Genomic DNA, 21378 nt, shown 5'->3' on the forward strand with positions numbered 1-21378 from the left:
GAGCGCCCGTCGACATGGACGCCGGATCGCTCGTGGCGGAATATTGGGGTAGGGCGGCCGGGACGCCCTTTATGGGCTAGCCGACCTTGCCGATTTCGGCGAGGAAGCTGTTCATCTCCTCGCGCAGGGTCTGCAGGCTGCGTTCCTGACGCGACAGCGCGCTGGCTGAGTCCAGGACGCGGGCGGAGACTTCACTGGTCTCGCTGGTGGCCATCTGCACGGACATGATGCCGGAGCTGACGTTGCGGGTGCCCTTGGCGGCGACCTCCACATTCTGGGCGATTTCGCTGGTGGCCGCGCTCTGCTGCTCGACCGCCGAGGCGATGGCCGCGGAGATGTCGCTCACCTGCTCGATGGTCGTGCTGATCTGCGCGTTGGCCTCCACGGCCTTGGTCGTGGCGCGCTGCAGACCCTCGACCTGGGCGGCAATATCCTCGGTCGCGGTGGCGGTCTGCCCCGCGAGGCTTTTCACCTCCTGCGCCACGATGGCGAAGCCCCGGCCCATCTCGCCCGCGCGCGCCGCCTCGATGGTGGCGTTGAGCGCCAGCAGGTTGGTCTGCGCCGCGATGGCGTTGATGAGATTGACCACCTCGCCGATCTTCTGGGAGGCGCCCGACAGGCTCTCGATGTCCTGGCTCATGTCGCGTGACTGCGCCACGGCCCCGGTGGCGATCTCCGCCGACTGGCGCACCTGCCGGTTGATCTCGCCGATCGAGCCGGTGAGTTCCTCGGTGGCGGAGGCGACGTTCTGCATGTTGGCGGATGCCTCTTCCGCGCCGGAAGCGACGATCAGCGACTGTTCGTTGGCGGTGTTCGACGCCTTGGTGACGCTGTCGGATGCCGACTGCAGGGTGACGACGGCGGTGGAGACGTTTTCCACGATGTCGCCCATCTGCGTCTCGAAGGTCTCGGCCATGTGGCGGAAGCCGTCTTGCTTGGTCTTGATGGAGAGCGTCGCCGTGTTGATGCTGCGCGCCGCATCGCCGAAGCTGCCGACCATGCCTTTTTCGGAGATCAGGCGGAAATACTGGTTGCGGCTGACGTAGTCGAGACAGGCTTTCGACTCGCGCAGGTAGGCGTCGGTGCGGTCGATCATCAGGTTGATCGCGTGCATCAGCTCGCCCATCTCCCCGGTTTCGCGGATGTCGATGATGCGTTTTTCGAAGTCGCCGGCAGCCACCGCGTTGCAGACGTCGATGGCTTTGCGGATCGCGGCTTTGTTGCTTCTGAACGCCATGGTTTTCAACTCAGGTTTGGATGCCGGCGGAACCGGTCGTGTTCACAATATCGGGGCTACCGCGCCGGACGGCCGGTTGCGCCGTCAAGCGGCGAGGGTCGCGACGAATTCGTCGTAGGCCAAACCCTTTTCCGCCAGCAGGTCGGCGATGGCGCGTTCGGAGGCCGCCAGACCGTCCTTGCGGCTGGCGGGCGCGTCCTCGATCGCCTTCAACTGGCGGTACAGCGGAATGATCTGGCTCTCAAGAATCGCGCGATCGGGCACCCGGCGGTTCGAGTGATAGCTGACGATGCGGCCCTGCGCGTCGAAACTGGGGGTTACATGCGCGTAAACCCAGTAGTGATCGCCGCCCTTGGTGCGGTTGACGACGTAGGCGTAAATCTCGTGTCCCGCCTGGACCGTATCCCACAGGGTCTTGAAGATGCAGCGCGGCATGTCGGGGTGCCGGATGATGCTGTGAGGCTCGCCCAGAACCTCGGCTTCCCTGAAGTCGGCGATCTTGAGAAAAACCTGATTGGCGTAGGTGATCCGGCCCTTGAGATCGGTCTTGCTGACGATGATGTCGTTGTCATCGAAGAATCGTTCAACGCCTGTGAGAGGCACGTCGCGCATGGCGTTTCACCTGGTTTTCCGGGCGTCCAAGGGACGGTCGGGCAGCCTGTCGCGGGCGGCCCGTCTGTTTCGGATGCATAAAGGGTATGGCGAACTTCGGCGCGTTTCGTTAATTCGAGATGAACGCGGGCATCCGGTAAAACAATCATTTGAGGACCGTGGGCGGACGCGGGGTAACCTGACCTATCTGTTTTTGTCTCGATATTTTTTACAGGGGCCTGCGCGCGCAAGATCCGTCGCGCCGGCCCCCGATTCAGCCATGTTACACGGCAAAAAGATCGCGGATCGGCGGCCACTGCGCGCCCGGGTGGGCGGCGGCGATGGCGAAGGTCTCCTCGAGAAAGCGGAAGCTGTCGTCTTCCATCGCCAGATGGTGGCTGAGGATGCCGATCGGCTCACTGGGTGCGTTGCGCCGCCGGGTCATCTGCAGGTCGAAACGCATGGCGGCCGCGGGCCAGCCGATGAAGCGGCGGCCCTTCTTCCACTTGATCATGTCGATATGGGTCTGCAGCCGGTGCGGGTCGGGCGCATGGAACCAGGTGAAGCTGGAAATTCCCTTCAACCCGATGGCCTGCGCGCCGCGGGCGATCTCCGGAGACAGTCTGTTCCAGGGCGGCACGAAGGCGGGAATGAAGGCCTCGCCGAACAGCGCTTCCAGTCGCGCCTTGCCGCGGCGCAACTCGTCGATCGCTTCCGCGGGGTTCCGGCGGGAGCCGAATTCGGCCGCCTTTTCCCCCAGATCCTTGCGCTGGTGGTTCTTGTGCCGCCAGCCGTGCAGCAGCACCTTGGCGTAAGGCTCCTCGCGCAACCGGTCGGCCAGTGCCTCGGTCGCCGGCTCCGGGATCACAGCGAGGCCGACTTCAACCTTGTATGTGTTGGCGATGGAGAGCAGCCGGTCGAGCGCCGGGGACGGCTCGATGGCGTCATCGTCGCGCCACCAGAAGCGCGCGGATTTGCCGCGCTCTGCGAACCAGTCGAGATGCGCGGTGAGGGCCGCGCGGAAGATGTGCAGCTCCCGTGTGCTCATCGGCTTTCCTCCCATGCGCGCAGCAGCAGCTCCGCGCTTGTCTCCGCGCCGCGCATCTGCGCTTCGTGCCCCACCCGCTCGCGTCCGCGCGGCAAGGCCATGGCCGCGTCGACAGCCTGCGCGAGCGCCTCGGGCGTCAGCGTCTTCTCGTCGGCGATGGTTGCCAGGCCGCGGCCCGCCAGCGCCTGGGCGCGGTGACTCTGCTCCGTTTCGAGCACTTGCGCGAAGGGGATGAACACGGCGGGGACTTCCGCCGCCAGCACGTCGAGCACCGTGTTGTAGCCGGCCTGGCTGACCGACAGCCGCGCGCGTTTGAGAAGGCCCGGGAAGTCCGGCCGCGCGCGTTCCGCGATCACGCCTTGGGGCAGCGTCGCGCGCAGGGCCGTGAAGCGCTCTTCGGGCACGTCATGACCGACAAGCAGCCGCCACGTGAGATCGTTCGCGGCGCGGCTGACGGCCCGCGCATGCACGGCCGTATCCAGCAGATGCGTGCCCACCGCGCCGCCGCCGCAGGACACGATCACCTCGTTGTCGCCCTCGCCGGACGGTGGCTCCGCGCGTGTTCCGGTGTGCACGAAGCCGGTGTATCGCAGCAGGTGCGCGACGCGGTCGGTGAAGGGAAAGCTGTCCTCCAGCCGCACATAGTCGGGATCGGAATGCACCAGCACCAGATCGTAGAAGCGGTTGGCGATCTCCGCCATTGTCTCTTCCTTGCGCGGATCGGGCTTGCGCACGAGGATGTCGCGGATGGAGGAGGCGATCAGCGGCGGCGTGGCGCGGGCGCGCGCAGCCTGCAGCAACGGCAGCATCTCGAAGGCGAATTTGCGCCGGCCAAACGGATAGGTTTCGCTCAGCAGGATATCCGGGCGCACGTCATTGAATGCCTTCAGCAGCAAGTCGCGCCGATTGTCCCGCCAGGCGTCGTCGATGGGCGCGTCGGTCTCGTCGAGAAATTCCTTGAAATGGGCGTCGCGTGCGCGCACGGGCGGCAGGCAGACGACGTCGAGCCCGCGTGCGTCGAGCGTCGGCGGCACGGTGTTGCCGCAGACCATCGTCACCGGGACGCCGAGATCCACCAGTGCCCGGCCGATGGCGGCGGCGCGCACCACGTGGCCGGTTCCGAGCAGATGCTGGACATGGATGAGCGCTGTGGGGGCTGTCACGTGCGGGGGATCCGTTGGTTGCGGCGTGCGGCGTGTCTGGCGGCGGCGGATTGCAGGAAGGCGTCGAGTTGCGGCACGGCGGCGGCGATATCATGGCGGTCGCGCACATGGGCGCGCGCCGCCTGGCCCATGGCCTCGAGTGTATCCGCGCCGTTGATCGCCTGCCGCAAGGCGCGCGCGAAGGCGTCCGTGTCCTCGACCGGCACCAGCCAGCCGGTCTCGCCGTCGCGCATGATATCGGGCACGCCTCCGGTGCTGCCGGCGATCACCGGCAGGCCGGCAGCCTGGGCCTCGAGAAACACAAGGCCAAAGGCCTCGCGGATCGCCGGCCAGACAAACAGATCGGCCTGCGCATAGGGGCGCGGCATGTCTTCCGGCGCCAGCCGTCCGAGCCAGGTGATTCGGGATGCGGGAAAGAGCGCAAGAACCGCGTCGCGCATCGAGCCGTCGCCGACCAGCGTCAGATGCCAGTCGAGATCCGCCACCTGCGCGAGCGCCTCGGCCAGCAATCGGTGCGAGCGCATCTTGTCGCCCTCGCGCATCATCGCAACCGTGAGGAGCCGCACCGGCGCGCCGGCCGGGCGGGGCTGTTTGGGTTGAGCGAAGGGGCTGGCGTCGATAAACGGCGGCAGGATGCGCAGGGCGCCGGCCGGCACGATGGGCTCCAGCCCTTCCGCATCCGCGGCGTGCATGGCGGCGACGGCATCAGCGCGGACGAGTGCCGCGTCGGCCGCGGCGAAACCGTGTTGCCACGGTCCGCTCTTGCGTTTCATCGCGCGGCTCGCCTCGATCACCGCAAAGGGGATGTCGAGCGCGTCGGCGACGGCGGGACCGACCCAGTCCGGCGCCTTGTGATACAGATGATAGGTCAGCCAGGCATCCGGGCACGGGGCCGTGCCGCTTTGAAACGCCTCGACCAGCCGGTCCGCTTCCGCAAGTGCGGCGCGTTCGAGATCCTGTTGTCGTTCGATGCCGCCATCCCGGCACCAGCTTCGGAAGCGGCTTGGCTGGACAACCGCGCGGCCGCCGCGTTCCAGCGCCTGCACGATCAGCCGGCCCACCTGGCGGTCGCCGGAGGGCACAGGGTCGTCAAGCGGCTTCATCGGCGCGTAGACCGCAACGGTCTCTATCCCCAAAACGCTGGTCACGCGGCGGCGGTCTCCACAAGCGGACGAAAGCGCTCGGCCAGACGGGCTATGCCGGGCTGGGAGGAGAATTTCGCGCGCACGTGTTCGGCGGCGCGGGTGCCCAGACGGGCGCGCAGGGCGGGATCCTCGATCAGCCGGGCGAGCGCCTGCGCCAGTTCCGAAGAATCGTCCGGGGCGACCAGCACGCCGGTCTCCCCGTCGTCGATCAGCTCCGGGATCGCCGAGACACGGGTCGACAGACAGGCGAGCCCCATGGTCTGGGCTTCCATCAGCACGTTGGGCAGCCCGTCGCGGTCGCCCGAGGCGGCGATGGTGCAGGGAAGCACGAAGAGATCGGCGTCCGCGTAGGCTTCAATCACCGTGTCGCGGGCCAGCGCGCCGCGCCAGTCGATGCGGCTCGACAGTCCAAGCGCGTCGGCCTGCCGCTTCAGCGCGTCCAGCAGCTCGCCGCCGCCGATGTGGCTGAACCGCCAGTTGAGCGCGGGTGGCAGGGCGGCCAGCGCCTCGAGCAGGACGCCATAGCCTTTTTTCTCCACGGCGCGGCCGACGGAGACGATGCGCACCGGATCCGCTGTTCCATCGCGCGGCGGACGCTGCGCGGGCGCGGGAGGAAACCGCGTCATGTCGAGGCCGTGGTAGACAAGCTCGACCTTGTCGGGGCGGTCGGCGAGCCCGTTGAGGTATTCGGCGTTGAGCCGGGTGCAGGTGACCCCCCAGGCGGCGTCGGCGAGCTTGTCGCGCAACTCCCATTCCTCGGATGTCCAGATGTCCTTGGCGTGCGCCGAGAACGACCACTGCATGCCGCGGATGAGTGCCGCGTAGCGTGTGACCGACGCCGGCGTGTGCAGGTAGTGGGTGTGCAGCCAGGTGATGTCTGAGGGCAGTTCGTGCGCCATCACGCAGGCCTGTCCCCAGCGGCGGTGGCGGCCATCGGAGGCATCGCGGGCAAGATCGGCTTCAAACGCCGCGCGCGCCGCGGCGTGGCCAGGTTGTGCCCCGGCCCAGCGTTCGGCTGCGGCGACGCGCGCGGGATCGTCCTCGAGGTATTCCGGCAGATAGAGCACCTCGGCCTGGATCTCGCGGTGCATGTCGTGCACGTGCGGATCGGTCGGATGGCGCAGGGAGACGATCAGCTGCTCGACGCCGAGGCGTTCCAGGCCCAGGATTTCCTGGGCGATGAAGGTTTCCGAAAGGCGCGGATAGCCTTTGACGACGACGGCGACGCGGGACATGGGCGGCTCTTGGTTCGGTGATTGGCTGTCAAGCGGCGCGCCTGGCGGTCGCCCCGCGCACATCAGCCGCCGGCCGGTCCGGTCAAGGCCCGTTCAGGGGCCGGAATAGACCGGCGCGGACACGGCGCTTTCGGGTTCGTGCAGGACGCGCTCTCCAGACAGGATCGTCTCGACCCGGGCATTGATGTTGTCGAGCCCGTCGAGCAGTCCCGCGTAGCCGGCCGTCGCGGGCGGCGCGGAGTACGGCAGCTCGGCCAGCGCACGCGACATCTGCGACACGTCGGGATAATCGTCGATCGGCAGCACGCGCACCAGACCGCAGGCCTCGGCCCGCTTGGCGCGGATGGCCTGTTCGCGGCGCGGCACGATACGCGGCACCAGCAACGTCGGCTTGTCGAAGGACAGGATCTCGCAGAATGTGTTGTAACCGCCCATTCCGACGATCGCCGTCGCCTGATCGAGGAACGGCTCCATGTGCGGTGTGAATCGGATGATGTGCACATTGTCCATCTTGTCGGCACGGGCGATGAAGTTCGCTTGCGCCTCGGCGGGCATGAACGGACCCAGGATCACCAGCGCGGGCAGAAGCGTGTCCTGACGCGCCTCGTAGCTGCGCAGCACCCAGTCGACCAGTTCCACCCCGTCGCCGCCGCCGCCCGGCGTGACCAGGATATGCGGCTGGTCCATGAACGGGAACGGCTCGAGAATGCTCGGCGTGCGTGGCAGCGAGCGCTTGAGGTAGCCAGTGTAAAGCGCCTTGTCGTGCACCGATTGCGGCAGCCCGAGGCCGGCGAGCGAATCGTGGATGCCGGGTAGGCCGTAGACCCACAATTCGTCGTACAGCTCCTCAAGCGCGGGAAACACGTTCTTGCGTTCCCATTCCTCACGCAGGATGTCCGGATCGTCCATCACGTCGCGCAGACCCAGCACCAGCCGCGTGTTGGTCTGCTTGAGCTGCTGCAGGGTGGCGTGCACCTCGCCGCGCAGGCCCAGCGGTTCCTTGTCGACAATGAAGATATCAGGGCGGTAGATCTTGGCGGTGTGCTCGATGATCGAGGAGCGGATCGCCAGTGTCTGCTCGATGTCGATATGCAGCCCCAGCGATGTGTATTCGCCGTTGCGCAGCTTGATGACGCCGGGAATGCGCACGAAATCCACGCGGCTGCGGAAATCGAAGCTGCCGATGATCGGCGAGCCCGACAGGATCAGAACCGACAGGTTGCTGAACTCGTTGACGAGCGAATGGGCGATTGCGCGGCAGCGGCGCAAGTGCCCCAATCCGAAGGAGTCGTGGCTGTAGATAAGGATTTTCGGCTTTTCAGTTCGCATCGTGCCCGTCTTGCCCGTATTGGAATTCACAGGCATTCGGACGGATCTCCCGAATTCGATTGCCGTGCAAATGGGTGATTGCTCCCGCACCATGCATTGCATGCCGGAATTACTCAATATCGTTTTGGCACCACCATGTGAGCAAATTTGTCCCGGCCTCTATGAAAATCCGGCGGATCGGCGATAGTGTGTGTCCAATCCTGGCTGATTTCAGGTTTCAAGTATTGACGATCATGTGACAATTCGCTTGGGCGCCTTTGAATGGAATCGACCCTCTTTCGCTTCATCTGGAAATACAGCGCCCGGCAGCAGCTCTATATCGTTTTGATAACGGTGCTGTCGTTTCCCGCGCTGTACACCATGCTGGAAGTGCCCAAGCTGATCGTCAACGATGCGATTCAGGGCGGGCCCGGCCCCCGCACGTTCTTCGGCATCGAGTTCGCTCAGGTTCCCTATCTGATGGCCTTGTGCCTCGGCTTCCTGTCGTTGGTGGTGATCAACAACGCGGTCAAATACGTTCTCAACGTCTACAAGGGCCAGACCGGCGAGCGCATGCTGCGCCGCTTGCGCTTTGACTTGTTCCAACGTGTGCTGCGCTTCCGGCTGCCGCAGTTCCGCCGTGTCTCATCGAGCGAGATCATTCCGATGATCACGGCCGAGGTCGAGGATCTCGGCGGCTTCATTGGCGATGCGGTGGCGGTTCCGGCGTATCAGGGCGGCACCTTGATCGTCTACATCACGTTCATTTTCGCGCAGGACCCGCTGCTCGGCGCGGCCGCCATCTCGCTGTATCCGGTGCAGGCCTACATCATTCCGAAGCTGCAGAAGCGCGTGATCCAGCTGTCGCGGATGCGGGTGCGCAATGTGCGCGCCGTGGCCGACAAGATCGGCGAGAGCATCAACGGGGCGACGGAGATCCACGCCAACGACACGTCGGTTCTGCATATGGCGGAAGTGTCGGCGCGGCTGCACACCAACTACGACATCCGCTACGCGATCTTCAAACGCAAATACATGATCAAGTTCGTGAACAATTTCATGAACCAGCTCACGCCCTTCTTCTTTTACTCCATCGGCGGATATCTGGTGATTCGCGGCCAGATCAGCTTCGGCGCGCTGGTGGCCGTGCTCGCCGCCTACAAGGACCTGGCGGGACCCTGGAAGGAACTGCTGGCCTACTACCAGATCCTCGCGGACGTGAACGTCAAGTATCAGGCTGTGATCGAGAATTTCGATCCGCCCGATCTCTACAAGGTGGAACGGCTGACGGCCGACGAGGTGCTGGCGCTACAGGGCGATCTGTCGTTTTCCAGCGTCACGTTTTCCGGCGGCGCGGCGGGCCAGGAGGTCAACGGGGTCTCGTTCAAGGTGCCGCAGGGAACGGCTGTGGCCATCGTCGGAGAGGACGGCTCGGGCCGCTCGGAAACCCTGCAGCTTGCCGCGGGAATTCTGAGTCCGGCCTCGGGACGGGTGGAGATCGGCAAGAGCAACCTGGAGGATCTGGGCGAGGCGACGCTCGGGCGGCTCATCTCCTATGTCAACGCCGCGCCGCATATCTTCAGCGGCACCATCCGCGACAATCTGTTCTACGGTCTGCGTCACCGGCCGCGCGGGATGTCGAGGCGACGGGCGCGGAGGCCGAGTACAAGCGCCGCGAAGCGCTGCAGACGGCCAATTCGCCCTTCGATCCGGAACTGCCCTGGGAGGATCTTGTGGCGGCCGGCGTGAACAGCCCGGCGGCGCTGGACGAGCGCGCGCTGTCCATCGTCGACGCCGTGGGGCTCGGAGACGACGTCTACCGCATGGGCCTGCAGGCGCGGCTGGATCCCGACGTTCATCCTGGCGTGGCCGAGCATATTCTGAAGGTGCGCAAGGCGATCGCCGAGCGCGTGTCGTCCGACACGAAACTGCAGCATGTGGTCGAACTGTGGAACATCGAGACGTTCAACCAGTCCGCGACCCTGGGCGAGAACCTGCTTTACGGCGTGCCGGCGGATATGGACATGACGATCGAGAAGATCGCCGCCAATCCCCGGCTTGTCGCCTTTCTGAAGCGGCAGAGCCTGTACGACCGCTTCGTGGCGATCGGCATCAAGATCGCGGATACGATGATCGAATTGTTCGCCAGCGTCAGCGCCGACTCGGTGCTGCTGGGCGCCTACTCCTTCATCACGCCGGATGAATTGCCGGAGTTCGAGAAGATTCTTCGAAAGACGCGCGCAGCCGGTGCGAGCGCGCTCTCCGAAGCGCAATGCGGGCGGCTGATCGGCCTGGCTTTCAAGCTGGTGCCCTCCCGCCACCGTCTCGGCGTTGTCGATGACGCACTGGCCGCCGACATCGTGACCGCGCGCAAGCGTTTCCACGAGGAGATCATGGCCACGTCGAAGCGTTACGTCATTCTGGATATCGACCGTTACATCGGCCCGCTGACCATCGAGGAGAACCTGTTGTTCGGCCGGCCGCGGGTCGACCGGCGCGACAGCCGCGAGCGCATCGACCAGCTTATCGGTGCGATGGTCGACGAACTGGATCTGCGCGAGCCGATTCTCAGCGCCGGCCTGGATTTCCATGTCGGGGTCGCGGGCTCGCGCCTGACAGGCGGCCAGCGGCGCAAGATCGCGTTGGCGCGCGGGATCATGAAACGCCCGGAGATGATGATTCTCGACGATATCGCCGCCGGGCCCGGAGCGGAAGACGCGCGGTTGCGCGCGATGATTCGCCGTGAACTGGTCGGCAAGACAGTGCTGTTCGGGATCTCCGATCAGCAGGTCGCAGCCGAATTCGACATGGTCCTTAGAATGACCGGTGGCAGTCTTGCCCGGAGTCAGGTGACAAATGGTGAGCGGCCGGTTGAGATGTCGGCGGGCGAGGCGTGAATGACGCAGCGCGGCCGGCCATCTGGGCGAAGGGTTGGCGTGAGCCACGCGCCGGAGCGTCTGACCGGTGATCGGGCGGGGCGATACGGGGTGACGGTGATCAACACAGGGAGCTGCCACGATGTCGTTGGAAACTGAAGTGGATGCCCTGCGCAAGGTGCCGCTTTTTCGCGGAATCGACGCCGGAAAATTGCGTCTGCTGGCCTTTATCAGCGACCGGACGCAGTTCCACGAGGGTGAGCATTTGTGCGAGCAGGGCGATACGGGCGACAGTGCCTATATCATTCTGCAAGGCTCCGCCGATGTCGTCGTGGCGACGGATCGCGGAGAGCGAACGGTCGCCACCATCGGGGCCAATGATATTGTCGGGGAGATCGCCATTCTCTGCGACGTACCGCGCACGGCCACGCTTGTGGCGAAAACGGATCTGGATGTGCTGACGGTGTCCAAGGAAAACTTCCTCAAGCTTCTCGAGGAGTTCCCGGAAATGGCGCTGGAGGTGATGCGGGTGCTGGCCCAGCGGCTGGAAAAGACAACACGCGACTTGGCGATTTCCAAGGCGCAAGCAACCGGGCCGGCGACCGGCTGAGGAGACTGACCGCGTGACGCGTGACTTTTCGGTGCGATTTTGGGGGGTTCGCGGTTCCACGCCAACCCCGGGCGAGGATACGTTGCGCTACGGCGGCGAAACAACGGCGCTTGAGATTCGTGCGGGCGAGAGGCTCATCCTTATTGACTGCGGATCCGGCGCGCGCCGCTTCGGTCAGCAGCTCATGGCGGAGAGTCTGCGCTCCTTCGATCTGCTCTTCACCCACACACATCTTGATCACATATGCGGGCTGCCGTTCTTTTCGCCCGCCTATGACAAGAACTTCCAGATCCGCTGCTGGGCGGGGCATTTTCCAGAACCCTCGGGCCTGCAAAACGTCATTTCCCGCATCATGTCGCCGCCGATTTTCCCGGTCGCGGCCGACACGCTGAACGCCGTGACCTTCAAAGAGTTCAAGGCCGGCGGTGCTCTGGCGCTCGGTGACGATGTGAGCGTCCGCTCCATCAAGCTGAACCATCCCGGAGGCGCCTGCGGCTACCGCGTCGACTTCGAGGGACGGGCGCTTGCGGTGATCACGGATCACGAGCACGGCGATGCGGCGATCGATGCCGCGATCGCCGCGTTCGTGCAGGGTGTCGATGTCATGGTCTACGACAGCATGTACACCGACGAGGAACTGCCGCGGTACATTGGCTGGGGGCATTCCACCTGGCAGGAGGCGACGCGGCTGGCCCGGCGCGCCGATGTCGCGCGGCCGGTGCTGTTTCACCACGATCCGTGCCGGACCGATGACCAACTGGATGTGATTGGGGCCGCGGCGCGGGGCGAGCATGCGGGCGCGCTGGTGGCGCGCCAGGGCATGGTGCTGACCCTGTAGCGGCCGCAAGGGCGCAAGACGCACGGGGACATCGGCCGGTGCCGGGGTGATATCCGGATGGGTATCGCCGTTGGTCCGGCGCCGGTGCATCAATTGGAATTCGTTTGAAATCAACCTGAATTTCTTTTGAAAGAAGGCCAAGCATCATGGCGCGATTCAAGCAGCTCTGGCAGCCGTCGCCCAGCCGGATGGTGGTGCCCGTGCGCATCCGTGATGAGATTCACCGCCGTGACGCGGCCGCCGAACGGCTCATCGGCTGGGTCCAGCTTGGGGTGGTGCTGTTCTTCGCGCTGCTTTATTCGCTGGCGCCGCGCGCCGAGGGCACGCAGGGGTTCAATTTCGTTCCCTTCGCCCTGAGCACCTATTTCCTGTTTACGATCATACGCTTGTACATCTCCTACCAGCGGGAATTGCCCGACTGGTATCTGATGATCTCGATCGTCGTCGACGTCTGCCTGCTTGTCGGCATCATTTTCTCGTTTCACATCCAGTACGGGCAGCATCCGACCTTCTACCTGAAGGCGCCGACGCTGATGTATGTGTTCCTGTTCATCTCCCTGCGCGCGCTCCGGCTTGATCCAAGCTTCGTGCTGACCACGGGGCTCGTTGCCGCCGCCGGCTGGTTCGGCCTCGTCGCCTATGCCGTGATCGCCGACATGGACGGCATGCATGTGACCCGCAACTATGTGGAGTATCTGACCTCCAATTCGATCCTCATCGGCGCCGAGCTCGACAAGCTGATCATCATTCTGGCGGTGACGGGTATTCTCTCCGTCAGCCTGTACCGGGCGCGCACGATCTTTTTCGAGGCGATCCGCGACCATGTCGCGGCGGAGGATCTGAAACGGTTCTTCGCGCCGGAAGTGGCGCAGTCGATAACCGGCGCCGATGTGGCGCTCGAAGCCGGGCAGGGGGTGTCGCGCACCGCCGCCGTCATGGTCGTCGACATCCGCTCGTTCACGACGGCGGCCGAGAGCCTGCCGCCGGAAACCGTCATGCGCGTGCTCTCGCGCTACCAGGAATGCGTGGTGCCGATCATCCAGCGCAACAACGGCCGCATCGACAAGTTCCTCGGCGACGGCATTCTGGCGACCTTCGGCGCGGTGCAGGCCTCCGAGACCTACGCCGCCGACGCGGTCGCCGCGATGCGGGACATTTCCGAGCGGATGCGTGCCGTCGCCGCCGAGTTCGTCGACGAGGGATGGCCGGAGCCGCTGCGCGTTGGCGTCGCCGCCGCCTGCGGTCCGGTCACCGTGGGTGTCATCGGCACCGCGAGTCGGCTGGAATACACGGTGATCGGGTCGCCGGTGAACCTCGCCGCAAAGCTCGAGGACGCCAACAAGGCGCTGCGCACATCGGCGATCCTCACCGCCGACTGTCTGCGGATTGCCCGCAGTCAGGGCAGTCTGGTCGGTGATGTGGAGATGCGCCCCGGCGTGACGGTCGCCGGTATCGCGCAGCCGCTGGACATCGCGGTGCTCGCCCGGTCTTGACCGCCGCGCGGCAACCTGCGACCTCTCCATTTCGAGATTGGCCAGGGGCACGCGGGCATCACCGCGGTGACTCCGGCCGCTACCGGGTATGGGTGCGTCCCGCCGCTTGCTAGAAGGCGCCGCGGCGGGCGCGAGGGAGATTTGGATACATGCAGCTTGATGAAACCGTTGCCGCGGTCGTGACCGGTGGCGCATCGGGACTTGGCGAGGCAACCGCGCGCATGCTGGCGTCCGCCGGCGTCAAGGTGGCCGTGTTCGACATGAACGCGGACGCCGGCCGCAAGGTGGCCGAGGATATCGGCGGTCTGTTCGTCGCCGTCGACGTGACCAGCGAGGACAGCGTCGTGGCCGGCTACGAGACGGCGCGCGCCGCGCATGGACAGGAGCGCATCCTGGTCAACTGCGCGGGCATTGCGCCCGCCGCCAAGACCGTGTCGCGCGGCGCGCCGCACTCGCTGGAAATGTTCGAGAAGGTGATCGCGGTCAATCTGTCCGGCACCTTCCGCAACATGGCGCATTCCTCCACCGGCATGACGACGCTGGAACCGCGCGGGATCAGCGGCGAACGCGGCGTGATCGTCTCCACGGCGTCCGTCGCGGCCTTCGACGGTCAGATCGGCCAGGCCGCCTACGCCGCGTCCAAGGGCGGCATCGCCGCGCTGACGCTGCCAGTGGCGCGCGATCTGTCGCAGTACGGCATCCGCGTGATGACGATCGCGCCGGGCATCTTTGAGACGCCGATGCTGATGGGTCTTTCCGAAGAGATCCAGGCCTCGCTCGGCAAGCAGGTGCCGTTCCCCTCGCGGCTCGGCCGCGCCGACGAGTACGCCCAACTGGTGCGCGCGATCTGCGAGAACGAGATGCTGAACGGCGAGACCATCCGTCTCGACGGCGCCATCCGCCTCGCCCCGCGCTGAGGCTCCGTTCAAGCAACGACTTTCGATTTCATGCGGTCCGGCGTCTGCTTCCCCAGAGGCAGACGCCGTTTTGCGGCCCGGAGGCCGGCATGCCACTCGCGGATGCTGGAAATCATATCGTCTCTTATTGATTTGTGATTTAATGATATCTTTCGGCGGGGTGGATTTCATAACGCTCTTGCCAAATGCCATTCGGAGCGCTGGTCAACAGGCGCCAAGCGGATGGCGCGGGGCGGATTTGCGGCATTTCTGTCACAAATGAGGATTTGTGACCCGAGCAGCGCCCTGCTGTGCGATGTATCGGGGGCGGTCCATGCGTTTTTTCGTTTCGACGATTGTTTCAGTCAAGATGTCATCCCACGACGTTCGGGCATTGAATGTCGCTGGCAAGCCAGGCGCCAGGCGCCGAGTTCGCGACCGCCGCCCGTGGCTTCGTGGCGCCGCCGTTCTCGTGGCCGCGGGGCTGGGCGGCTGCGCCTCGGTTACCAGCGTTGACGAACTCAGTGAGCAGAACCGCCGCAACACGTCTTTCGCCTACATGCTGCCCAAGGCGGTTTTGCCGGTTCAACTGCTGGAAAGCCGCGGCAACTTCATCATCAATGCGGGCGCGCCGGCCTATGTCGGTGACCCGCGCCACACCTATTACGTCAGCTACAGGCCAAACCCGCTGAGTTCCGACACGGTCGATGTGACGGTCGGCGACAACGGCCTGCTGAAGACCGTGAATGTGGCGGCCGACGACAAGACAGGCGACTTTTTGATCAACCTCGCCAAGTCCTACGGCGCGATCAAGTCGTTCGGCAAGGAATCGAGCCTGCAGGGCGCAACGCTGATCGCCCAGGTCGATATCGATCCAGACGACCCTGTCACCATGCGCGCGGGTGAGGACGCCATCGCCGCCGCCATCAGGATCCGGACGGCCGCCGGCATTCGCGACAATTGCGGCGCCGCCGCCGCCAAGGACGAGGACAAGGTGAATCTGTGCGGCGTCTACCGCTCCCTGAGGGCGACGCGTCCGAGCGTCAAGCTGACGGCCTTCGCGCCGGACCTCGTTCCGCAAGCCACGCTGCCCGATTGCCGGATCGGCGTGTGCTACCGGCTTCCCGTTCCCTACCGGATATCCGCCGGTTTCAAGATCGGCGGCGACGTGGCGGTCAGTTCCGTCATCGTGCCGCTGCCCAATGGCGGGCCTGTCGTGGCGACGGATTTCTCCCGTACTCCGTTCGTCAACAAGGTGATCAATGCCGGCTTCACCAATGGCATTCTCACCTCGCTGAAGGTCGAGAAGCCCAGCGAGGCGGCGGCCGTGGCGCTGTTGCCCGCGACCATCATCGAGGCGTTGTTCGCCTCGATCGCCGACACGTTCACGAGCCGCGAGTCGGCGCTCAAAGCGGAAGTGGCCTATGTGAATGAGATCCAGAAGTTGGAAGAGGCGAGGAGCAACAAGGAGACGTCGCTGCTCGACGGCAGGACGTCGATCATGAGTGTCGGCATGGGAACGTCCGAGAAGCTGCAGGGCGGTGACGGCGGCGTGACCAACCAGGCGGAAGCATCGAACGACGGTGCATCGGGCGGCGGCGCATCTGGTGGGGGAGCATCTGGTGGGGGCGCATCGAGCGGCGGCGCGAACCCCGAAAGCGGCCCCTTCGAGAACCAGACCCCGGACTGCACGCGGGGCGACTGCTCCGGCGATTGAGCGAGGCATGGCCATGGCGAGGAAGAAGACGCCGGGAAGCACATCGAAGCGGTTGCCGGAGATGGTCGAGATTGATCTCGGCGGTCTCGAGCGCGGCGAGGCCTTTCCGGAAGGTTATTTCGGCCCGGCGCCGGCGGGCATCTTTGGACCACGTAGCCTGCGCGACCCGCTCGAGCTCTACGCGCCCTGCTACATGGACGATATGTTCGGCGCCGGGATGATCGAGCCATCGCACCGCGCGGCGCGGGCCGCCGTGACGGGTTCGCTCCTTCCGCCGCCGCTTCCGCGTCCCAAACCCGCGGCTATGCCGGACGATGCCGCGAGCCAGGCCGATGGCGAGGGCGGGCCACCCACCGACACCAAGCAGAAGATCATCTTCGATCCGAAGGATGACCGGGTGCCGGTCGACAACACGCTCTCGCCGCCGCACCGCTGCATCTGCCGGCTCAGGACGGTGATGACCACCGGCGCCGTCGCCTTCGGCACGGGCTGGTTCGCTTCGCCCAACATTGTGGTGACTGCCGGCCACTGCCTGTTTCCCAAGGAGGGGCACACGCCGCTCGAGATCTACGTGACGCCCGGTCTCAACCGCAGCCAGGAGCCTTTCCAGTCGCAACGCTCCAAGGTGGTGCGCGTTCCGACGCAATGGACGAAGGCAAAGGACGACCGGTTCGACTACGGCGTCATCGTGCTGCCCGACAAGCACATGGGCAGCCAGACCGGCTGGTTCGGCTATGCCTCGACGAAGGATTCTCATCTGGACAACATGCGCATCAACAGCCTCGGCTATCCGCAAGACGGCGGCTACGTGATCCAGGTGTCCTGCCCGGGCCGCATCCGGGCTTTCGCCGATGACTATCTCTGGCACAGCGTCGACACCAAGGAAGGCCAGAGCGGTAGCCCGATCTTTCACACTTCGACCGACGGCAAGCGCACGGTGATCGGCATTCACACCGACGCCGATGGGAGCCTCAATCGTGCGGTGCGGATCACGCCGCAGATTTTCAAGGAGATTCTCGATGCGATAAACGACAACGCCTGAGCATGGGGATCGTCACGCGACCGCGTGCGGGACACGCCAGGCGGGTGTCTGGCCGTCATTGGAGACCCCCGATAGGTGTCCGGGCGGCGTTCTGTCAGGCTTGCAGGGTCCCCGCCGCGCCGCATTGCGGCACATCGCATTGTATTTGCCGGTGGAATACGCTTTTATCTGTGGCAATCGGGAACGGCGAAACGCCGATCGATAGGGGAGTTCCAATGAAGCGTATCATTTCCACCGCAGTCGCGCTTGGCGCGCTCGGGCTCATGGGTCTGCCGGCATCCGCCGAGGGCCTGAAGATCGGTTTTCTGGCAACATTGTCGGGTCCGCCGGCGGTCCTCGGCCAGCACATGCGCGACGGCTTTCTGCTGGGCGTCAAACAGGCGGGCGGCAAGCTCGGCGGCATGGACACCGAGGTCATCGTGGTCGATGACGAGCTGAAGCCGGACAGCGCGATCACCAAGGTGCAGGGTCTGCTTGAGCGCGACAAGGTCGACATCATGGCCGGCGTTGTCTTCTCCAACGTGATGATGGCCGTCTACAAGCCGATCATCGAAAGCGAGACGATCTTTGTCGGCGGCAACGCCGGACCCTCGCCGATCGCCGGCAAGGGCTGCTCGAAATACTTCTTCACCACCTCGTATCAGAACGACAACAACCACGAGGTGATGGGCAAGCACGCGCAGGACGCGGGCTACAAGCGCATGGTGGTGATGGCGCCGAACTATCAGGCGGGCAAGGATTCCATCGCCGGCTTCAAGCGCTTCTTCAAGGGCGAGATCGTCGACGAGATCTACACCCAGCTCGGCCAGCTCGATTTCTCCGCCGAAATCGCCAAGATCGCCGCCGCCAAGCCCGACGCCATCTTCACCTTCATGCCCGGCGGCATGGGCGTGAATCTGGTGCGCCAGTACGCGCAGGCGGGCTTGTCCGAAAGCACGCCGTTCCTCTCCGCCTTCACCGTGGATGAGACGACGCTGCCGGCGACCAAGGACGCGGCCGTGGGTCTGTTTGCCGGCGCCGAATGGGCGCCCAGCCTCGACAACGACGCCAACAAGGCCTTCGTTGCGGCCTTTGAGGCGGAGTACGGCTACGTGCCGTCGCTCTACGCCGCGCAAGGCTATGACGCGGCGCAGCTCATCGACGCCTCGGTCAAGAAGGCCGGCGGCGTTGCCGACAAGGGCGCGCTGATCGCGGCGATGGCCGAGGCCGACTTCGCCTCCGTGCGCGGCGACTTCAAGTACAACACCAATCACTTCCCCATCCAGGACTTCTATCTGGTCAAGGCGGTGAAGCGGGCGGATGGCAAATACGCCACGGAAGTCGTCGAAAAGGTCTTTGACGATCACTCCGACGCATACGCGGCGTCCTGCAAGATGTAACATGACGGATTGGCCGCGGCGCGCCTCGCCAAGGGCGCGCCGCGGCCTGTCGCTTTTCCGGAGTGGCCCTCCCGCCGCTCCTCGTCCGACAATCTGAGGTGGATCGACCCGTGCGCACGCCAGAGGTCCGATCCAAACGGTCTTTCCAGTGAGCGCGACCCTTCTTGCCGTCCAGACGCTGAACGGGCTTCAGCTCGGCATTCTGCTGTTTCTGATTGCCGCGGGCCTGACTCTGGTCTTCGGCGTGATGGATTTCATCAATCTCGCGCATGGGGTGCAGTACATGCTCGGCGCCTATCTGGCCGTGGCCTTCTACGGTCCCACGGGCAGCTTCTGGGCGGCGCTGCTGATGGGCATGGTGGCGGCGCTGGTCTGCGGGCTGGCGCTCGAGTTCCTGATTTTCCGGCATCTGTACGACCGAGACCATCTCGACCAGGTGCTGGCCACCTTCGGCGTGATCCTGTTCATCAACGAGGCCGTGAAGATCGCCTGGGGATCGGCGCCGCTGTCGCTGCCGATGCCGGATATGCTGTCAGGCTCCTTCGTGCTCATGGACGGGCTGCTCTATCCGGTCTACCGCATCGCGCTGATCGTCGCGGGGCTGGTGGTGGCCGCGGTCCTCTATGTGCTGGTGAGCCACACCCGCATCGGCATGCTGGTGCGCGCGGGCGCCTCCAATGCGCCGATGGTGGCCGCACTCGGCATCAACATCCGCGCGCTTTTCATGGTGGTCTTCGGCTTCGGCGCGATGCTGGCGGGGTTTGCTGGCATTCTCGCAGCGCCCCTGTTCTCGGCGGAGCCGGGCATGGGCGACAACCTGCTGATCCTGGCCTTCGTGGTCATCGTCATCGGCGGCATAGGCTCCATCCGCGGCGCGTTCCTGGCGGCGCTCATCATCGGGCTTGTCGACACGCTGGGCCGCTCGTTCGCCACCGACATCGTCAAGCTGGTGCTGCCGCCCGCGGCCGCCAACGACGTGGGACCGGCGCTGGCCTCCATGCTGATCTATATCTTGATGGCCGGCGTTCTGTTCTTCCGTCCCTCCGGGCTCTTCCCCGTCAAGGCCGGCTGAGCCCATGGCAAGCACCAACACGAGCCCGGCGCCGCGCCGCGCGATCCTGCTGCCGCTGGCGTTGTTCGCCGCCTTCGCGCTGGTTCCGCTCTTGGCCCATCTTTCCGACGACCGCTTTCTGATGCTGTTCGTCACCCGCATCATGATCTTCGCCATCGTCGCGTTGAGTCTGGATTTCATTCTCGGCTACGGCGCGCTGGTTTCCTTCGGCCACGCGGCCTTCGTCGGCATCGGCGCCTATGCGGTCGGCATTCTGGCGGAAGGCGGCCAGGCCGAAGGGCTGGTCGCCTTTCCGGTGGCCATCGCGGCGGCCGGGATCTTCGCGCTGATCACCGGCGCGATCAGTTTGAAGACCCGGGGCGTCTATTTCATCATGATCACCCTGGCGTTCGGTCAGATGGCCTATTTCACCGCGACCTCGCTGTCGGCCTATGGCGGCGACGACGGGCTGACGATCTGGGGCCGCAACAGCGTTCTGGGCGCCGATCTGCTGAGCGATGACCGGACCTTCTTCTACGTCGTGCTGGCCGCGCTTGGGGCTTGCTACCTGATGTGCCGAATGATCATCGCCTCGCGCTTCGGCCGGGTGCTGCGCGCAGCCAAGCAGAGCGAGAGCCGGCTGGCCGCCATCGGCATCAATCCGTTCGGCTACCGGCTCACCGCCTATGCGATCGCCGGGATGATCGCGGGGCTGGGCGGGGCGTTTCTCGCCAACCACACGGAGTTCGTCTCTCCCGCCTACATGAACTGGCACCGCTCGGGCGAACTGATCGTCATGGTGATGCTGGGCGGGATGGGCACGCTGCACGGCGCGATCCTGGGGGCGGCGGCCTATCTGCTGCTGGAGGAAAATCTCTCGCAGGTGAGCGAGCACTGGCGGGTGGTTTTCGGCCCGTTCCTCATCGTGGTGGTGCTTTACGCGCGCGGCGGGCTGACGGGATTTCTCAACAGCCTGCAGGCGGGGAGGCGCAAGGATGACTGACCCGATCCTGCGGCTCGATGGCCTGTGCAAGCATTTCGGCGCGTTGAACGTCACCGATCACGTGTCGCTCGACGTGCGCGAGGGTGAAATCCATGCCATCATCGGTCCCAACGGAGCGGGCAAGACGACGCTGATCGGCCAGATCTGCGGCGCGCTGCCGAGCGATCAGGGGCGGGTGACTTTCAAGGGCCGGGACATCACCGCGCTGCCGGTGCACAAGCGCGCGCGCTGCGGTCTGGCGCGGTCGTTCCAGATCACCAACGTGCTGCCCGAGTTCACGGCGCTAGAAAACGTCGCGCTGGCGGTCCAGGCGCAACAGGGCCACTCGTTCCGGTTCGTCCGGCGCGCGGCCTCCGACCGGGCGCTGAACAGCGAGGCCATGGCGTGCCTGCGCCGGGTCGGGCTCGAGGAGCGGACTCTTGTGCGCGCCCGCGGGTTGAGCCACGGCGAGCAGCGGGCGCTGGAACTGGCGATCGCGCTCGCCGCGCGGCCGAAACTGCTGCTGCTGGACGAGCCGATGGCGGGCACGGGCCGCGAGGAGACCGACAGCCTCATCGCGATGTTGCAGGACTTGCGCGGCCAGGTGGCCATGGTTCTGGTGGAGCACGACATGAGCGCCGTCTTCGCGCTGGCCGATCGCATATCCGTGCTGGTCTACGGCCGTCTGATCGCCACCGGCACGCCCGAGGAGATCCGCGCCAACGCCGACGTCCAGGCCGCCTACCTCGGCGAGGAACCGGTATGAG

At 65.2% G+C, this 21378-nt stretch carries 19 protein-coding genes; 12 read left to right on the forward strand and 7 right to left on the reverse strand.

The genetic code is table 11. The features are described 5' to 3' along the window. Window positions 1-76 precede the first annotated feature (76 nt). From D1F64_RS07960 to D1F64_RS07990, 7 genes are all read right to left on the reverse strand, one after another. A complete protein-coding gene (locus D1F64_RS07960) occupies window positions 77-1237 on the reverse strand; it encodes a HAMP domain-containing methyl-accepting chemotaxis protein (RefSeq protein WP_117412001.1) in 1161 nt (386 codons plus the stop codon). A gap of 84 nt (window positions 1238-1321) precedes the next feature. Then, on the reverse strand, window positions 1322-1849 hold the full coding sequence (locus tag D1F64_RS07965) for a PAS domain-containing protein (protein WP_117412002.1): 528 nt from the start codon (window positions 1847-1849) through the stop codon (window positions 1322-1324). Window positions 1850-2111: 262 nt separating this feature from the next. After that, a complete protein-coding gene (locus D1F64_RS07970; RefSeq protein WP_117412003.1) occupies window positions 2112-2876 on the reverse strand; it encodes a polysaccharide deacetylase family protein in 765 nt (254 codons plus the stop codon). After that, window positions 2873-4039: a glycosyltransferase gene (locus D1F64_RS07975; RefSeq protein WP_117412004.1), complete on the reverse strand. Its 1167-nt coding sequence runs from the start codon at window positions 4037-4039 to the stop codon at window positions 2873-2875. Before D1F64_RS07975 ends, D1F64_RS07970 begins: the two co-directional genes overlap by 4 nt. Further along, on the reverse strand, window positions 4036-5187 hold the full coding sequence (locus D1F64_RS07980) for a glycosyltransferase family 4 protein (protein ID WP_248304658.1): 1152 nt from the start codon (window positions 5185-5187) through the stop codon (window positions 4036-4038). The genes D1F64_RS07975 and D1F64_RS07980 overlap by 4 nt, the downstream gene beginning before the upstream one ends. Next, window positions 5184-6419 (reverse strand): glycosyltransferase family 4 protein, encoded by a 1236-nt coding sequence (locus D1F64_RS07985; RefSeq protein WP_117412006.1) that lies wholly within the window; start codon window positions 6417-6419, stop codon window positions 5184-5186. Before D1F64_RS07985 ends, D1F64_RS07980 begins: the two co-directional genes overlap by 4 nt. A gap of 93 nt (window positions 6420-6512) precedes the next feature. Next, the gene (locus D1F64_RS07990) at window positions 6513-7748 is read right to left on the reverse strand and encodes a glycosyltransferase (RefSeq protein ID WP_117414499.1); all 1236 of its coding nucleotides are present in this window, start codon (window positions 7746-7748) and stop codon (window positions 6513-6515) included. Between the two features lie 261 nt (window positions 7749-8009). Here D1F64_RS07990 and D1F64_RS24355 point away from each other — a divergent pair, with 261 nt between their 5' ends. From D1F64_RS24355 to D1F64_RS08045, 12 genes are all read left to right on the forward strand, one after another. Then, on the forward strand, window positions 8010-9476 hold the full coding sequence (locus D1F64_RS24355) for an ABC transporter ATP-binding protein (RefSeq protein ID WP_205470700.1): 1467 nt from the start codon (window positions 8010-8012) through the stop codon (window positions 9474-9476). Further along, window positions 9461-10624 (forward strand): ATP-binding cassette domain-containing protein, encoded by a 1164-nt coding sequence (locus tag D1F64_RS24360; protein WP_205470701.1) that lies wholly within the window; start codon window positions 9461-9463, stop codon window positions 10622-10624. Before D1F64_RS24355 ends, D1F64_RS24360 begins: the two co-directional genes overlap by 16 nt. A gap of 121 nt (window positions 10625-10745) precedes the next feature. Continuing rightward, window positions 10746-11213 (forward strand): Crp/Fnr family transcriptional regulator, encoded by a 468-nt coding sequence (locus D1F64_RS08000; RefSeq protein WP_117412007.1) that lies wholly within the window; start codon window positions 10746-10748, stop codon window positions 11211-11213. Between the two features lie 13 nt (window positions 11214-11226). Continuing rightward, complete coding sequence (locus D1F64_RS08005; RefSeq protein ID WP_117412008.1) at window positions 11227-12051, forward strand: MBL fold metallo-hydrolase; 825 nt, start codon at window positions 11227-11229, stop codon at window positions 12049-12051. Window positions 12052-12197: 146 nt separating this feature from the next. After that, entirely contained in the window at window positions 12198-13544 is a 1347-nt protein-coding gene (locus tag D1F64_RS08010; protein ID WP_117412009.1) for an adenylate/guanylate cyclase domain-containing protein, read from the forward strand. 149 nt (window positions 13545-13693) lie between these two features. Beyond that, window positions 13694-14461, forward strand: a complete 768-nt coding sequence (locus tag D1F64_RS08015; protein ID WP_117412010.1) for an SDR family NAD(P)-dependent oxidoreductase — start codon at window positions 13694-13696, stop codon at window positions 14459-14461. A 451-nt stretch (window positions 14462-14912) separates the two neighbouring features. Continuing rightward, window positions 14913-16157, forward strand: a complete 1245-nt coding sequence (locus tag D1F64_RS08020; RefSeq protein WP_117412011.1) for a hypothetical protein — start codon at window positions 14913-14915, stop codon at window positions 16155-16157. Between the two features lie 13 nt (window positions 16158-16170). Further along, window positions 16171-17199, forward strand: a complete 1029-nt coding sequence (locus D1F64_RS08025) for a trypsin-like peptidase domain-containing protein (RefSeq protein WP_162901412.1) — start codon at window positions 16171-16173, stop codon at window positions 17197-17199. Window positions 17200-17414: 215 nt separating this feature from the next. Beyond that, window positions 17415-18578: an ABC transporter substrate-binding protein gene (locus D1F64_RS08030; protein ID WP_117412013.1), complete on the forward strand. Its 1164-nt coding sequence runs from the start codon at window positions 17415-17417 to the stop codon at window positions 18576-18578. A gap of 148 nt (window positions 18579-18726) precedes the next feature. After that, entirely contained in the window at window positions 18727-19650 is a 924-nt protein-coding gene (locus D1F64_RS08035) for a branched-chain amino acid ABC transporter permease (RefSeq protein ID WP_117412014.1), read from the forward strand. Between the two features lie 4 nt (window positions 19651-19654). After that, window positions 19655-20632, forward strand: coding sequence for a branched-chain amino acid ABC transporter permease (locus D1F64_RS08040; RefSeq protein ID WP_117412015.1), 978 nt, complete (start codon window positions 19655-19657; stop codon window positions 20630-20632). After that, on the forward strand, window positions 20625-21377 hold the full coding sequence (locus D1F64_RS08045) for an ABC transporter ATP-binding protein (protein WP_117412016.1): 753 nt from the start codon (window positions 20625-20627) through the stop codon (window positions 21375-21377). Before D1F64_RS08040 ends, D1F64_RS08045 begins: the two co-directional genes overlap by 8 nt. The last annotated feature ends 1 nt before the right edge of the window (window position 21378 follow it).

The sequence above is a fragment of the Breoghania sp. L-A4 genome, assembly GCF_003432385.1.
Lineage (GTDB): Bacteria > Pseudomonadota > Alphaproteobacteria > Rhizobiales > Stappiaceae > Breoghania.

Coding starts and splice junctions, on each gene's coding strand:
- D1F64_RS07960 (WP_117412001.1), bottom strand. CDS start 1,237: ATGGCGTTCAGAAGCAACAAAGCCGCGATCCGCAAAGCCATCGACGTC.
- D1F64_RS07965 (WP_117412002.1), bottom strand. CDS start 1,849: ATGCGCGACGTGCCTCTCACAGGCGTTGAACGATTCTTCGATGACAAC.
- D1F64_RS07970 (WP_117412003.1), bottom strand. CDS start 2,876: ATGAGCACACGGGAGCTGCACATCTTCCGCGCGGCCCTCACCGCGCAT.
- D1F64_RS07985 (WP_117412006.1), bottom strand. CDS start 6,419: ATGTCCCGCGTCGCCGTCGTCGTCAAAGGCTATCCGCGCCTTTCGGAA.
- D1F64_RS07990 (WP_117414499.1), bottom strand. CDS start 7,748: ATGCGAACTGAAAAGCCGAAAATCCTTATCTACAGCCACGACTCCTTC.
- D1F64_RS24355 (WP_205470700.1), top strand. CDS start 8,010: ATGGAATCGACCCTCTTTCGCTTCATCTGGAAATACAGCGCCCGGCAG.
- D1F64_RS08000 (WP_117412007.1), top strand. CDS start 10,746: ATGTCGTTGGAAACTGAAGTGGATGCCCTGCGCAAGGTGCCGCTTTTT.
- D1F64_RS08010 (WP_117412009.1), top strand. CDS start 12,198: ATGGCGCGATTCAAGCAGCTCTGGCAGCCGTCGCCCAGCCGGATGGTG.
- D1F64_RS08015 (WP_117412010.1), top strand. CDS start 13,694: ATGCAGCTTGATGAAACCGTTGCCGCGGTCGTGACCGGTGGCGCATCG.
- D1F64_RS08025 (WP_162901412.1), top strand. CDS start 16,171: ATGGCGAGGAAGAAGACGCCGGGAAGCACATCGAAGCGGTTGCCGGAG.
- D1F64_RS08030 (WP_117412013.1), top strand. CDS start 17,415: ATGAAGCGTATCATTTCCACCGCAGTCGCGCTTGGCGCGCTCGGGCTC.
- D1F64_RS08040 (WP_117412015.1), top strand. CDS start 19,655: ATGGCAAGCACCAACACGAGCCCGGCGCCGCGCCGCGCGATCCTGCTG.
- D1F64_RS08045 (WP_117412016.1), top strand. CDS start 20,625: ATGACTGACCCGATCCTGCGGCTCGATGGCCTGTGCAAGCATTTCGGC.